General features: G+C 49.3%; 1 protein-coding gene. It reads left to right on the top strand.

Annotated elements, in window-relative coordinates; translation table 11 throughout:
- Positions 1-122: 122 nt before the first annotated feature.
- Positions 123-1,861: glycosyltransferase family 2 protein (locus tag NZ772_18245; protein ID MCS6815497.1), on the top strand; the 1,739-nt coding region annotated here is incomplete at its 3' end.

The following is a 1,861-nucleotide window of genomic DNA, read 5'->3' on the forward strand; positions in this document are numbered from 1 at the left end:
GTCCCATCAAGGTGATGAGCCTTGAGCTTAGTCAACCCCTGCCCGTCATTGACGTGGGGAATGGTTATGAAAAACTTCAACTGCTTTTGCGGTTGCATGGGATTCCCCTAGGTTATTTGGAAATGCCTCTTCTAGAAGGAGTTTGCAGCTCTCATGATCTGAGCAATGCTATCTTGGCTCAGTATGGCTGGTCTATTCTGTCTTACCTGACTAAGGCTGGACTATCCCATCTGCCCCACCGAGGTGAATTATCGATCGCTGCGTTGTGTCAGTTGCCAAAACCAACCTACTCTGGGCCTTTTCCTCTAGTGACGGTTGTGGTTTGTACTCGGAATCGGACTGACGATCTGAAGCAATGTCTGGATGCAATCTTGAAATTGAACTATCCCAATGTTGAATATTTGGTGGTTGATAATGCACCTAGTGATGATCGTACTGCCGAACTGGTGCAGAAACATTATCCTCAGGTCTGCTATGTGCAAGAGCCAAAACCAGGATTGAGTTGGGCACGGAATCGGGCAATTGCCGAGGCCAAAGGAGAGATTATTGCCTACACCGATGATGATGTAATCGTTGATCCAGATTGGGTGCTATCCATCGTCAAAGTTTTTACCTCTGACCCAGAAGTAATGGCTGTTACTGGATTAGTAGCTCCCTATGAACTGGAAACGGAGTCCCAAATTCTGTTTGAGCGGCATGGAGGGTTTGGTCGGGGGTTCTTAAACAGCCGACGTTATCAAATTGTGGGCGATCGTGTTCCTAAGCATTGGCTGGGAGGTGGTCAATTTGGCACAGGCGCGAATATGGCCTATCGTCGTGATCTCTTCGATCTCATCGGTGGTTTCAACGTGGCGCTGGGTGCGGGCACTCTGAGCACTGGCTGCGAAGATCATGAAATGTATTTCCGCGTGTTAAAGTCCGGTTATGCCTTAGTTTATGAACCCAGTGCCTTAGTTTGGCACCGTCATCGCCGCACCTATGAAGCCTTGCGCTCCCAGCTAGCTAGTGATGGTATTGGCCTGTATTCCTACTTCACCTGCACTATCCAAACCTATCCCGATGAGCGCTGGGACTTCGTTCGACTGGCATTGTGGTGGCTCTGGTATGGTAATTTGCGTTGGCTATGGATTTCACTAAAATACCCTAATCGCTATCCCCGTGATCTGATTCTGGCGGAATTGAAGGGATGTTTTGTGGGATTAGGCCGTTATCGGAAGGCGCTGAAGGTGGCAGCTAAATTAGCAAATGACCCAGCGATCGCTCACCATCCCCATCGGATTTTGGCAAAGCAGCAGCGTCATTTCCCTGATGCAGATTCTGTGCACACTTCATCCTCGACTGTGCTACCACATCCGTCAAATAGTTCTGGCACGACCGCATCCCTTCCCAAGGCATCTACCCTTTTCCGGAGTTATCAAATCCCGATCGCCGTTCGTATGGTTGATATTAGCCGTCCCCTGCAACCTCTAGTAGATGTGCTGGACTATGAAAAGGTACGGATCTTTGTCACTCACAACCGTCAACTCTTAGGCAAAATTGATTTGCACAATGGTCGGCAACCCATTACAACAGCTCGGCTCTACCAAGTCATTGGTGATGAACTCAGCGCTAAACTACTTGAACTTGGTTTGACGCTTCCTCGGGATTTGCGTTGGGCTAAAGCCATGTCTACGCTCTCTACCCAGTGGACCTTAAAGCTAGATGAGGGAACTACTCCAGTAAACTTGCCGCCAGATATCCCAGTTTCGATCGTCGTTGCCACCTACGATCGGCCTAACGACCTGCGCCGTTGTCTGGCAGCACTTCTAGGCCAAAACTCTACTCGCCCTGTCGAGATCATCGTAGTAGACAATCATCCAGC

This window comes from Cyanobacteriota bacterium (genome assembly GCA_025054735.1).
In the GTDB taxonomy this organism is placed as follows: Bacteria; Cyanobacteriota; Cyanobacteriia; order SKYG9; family SKYG9; genus SKYG9.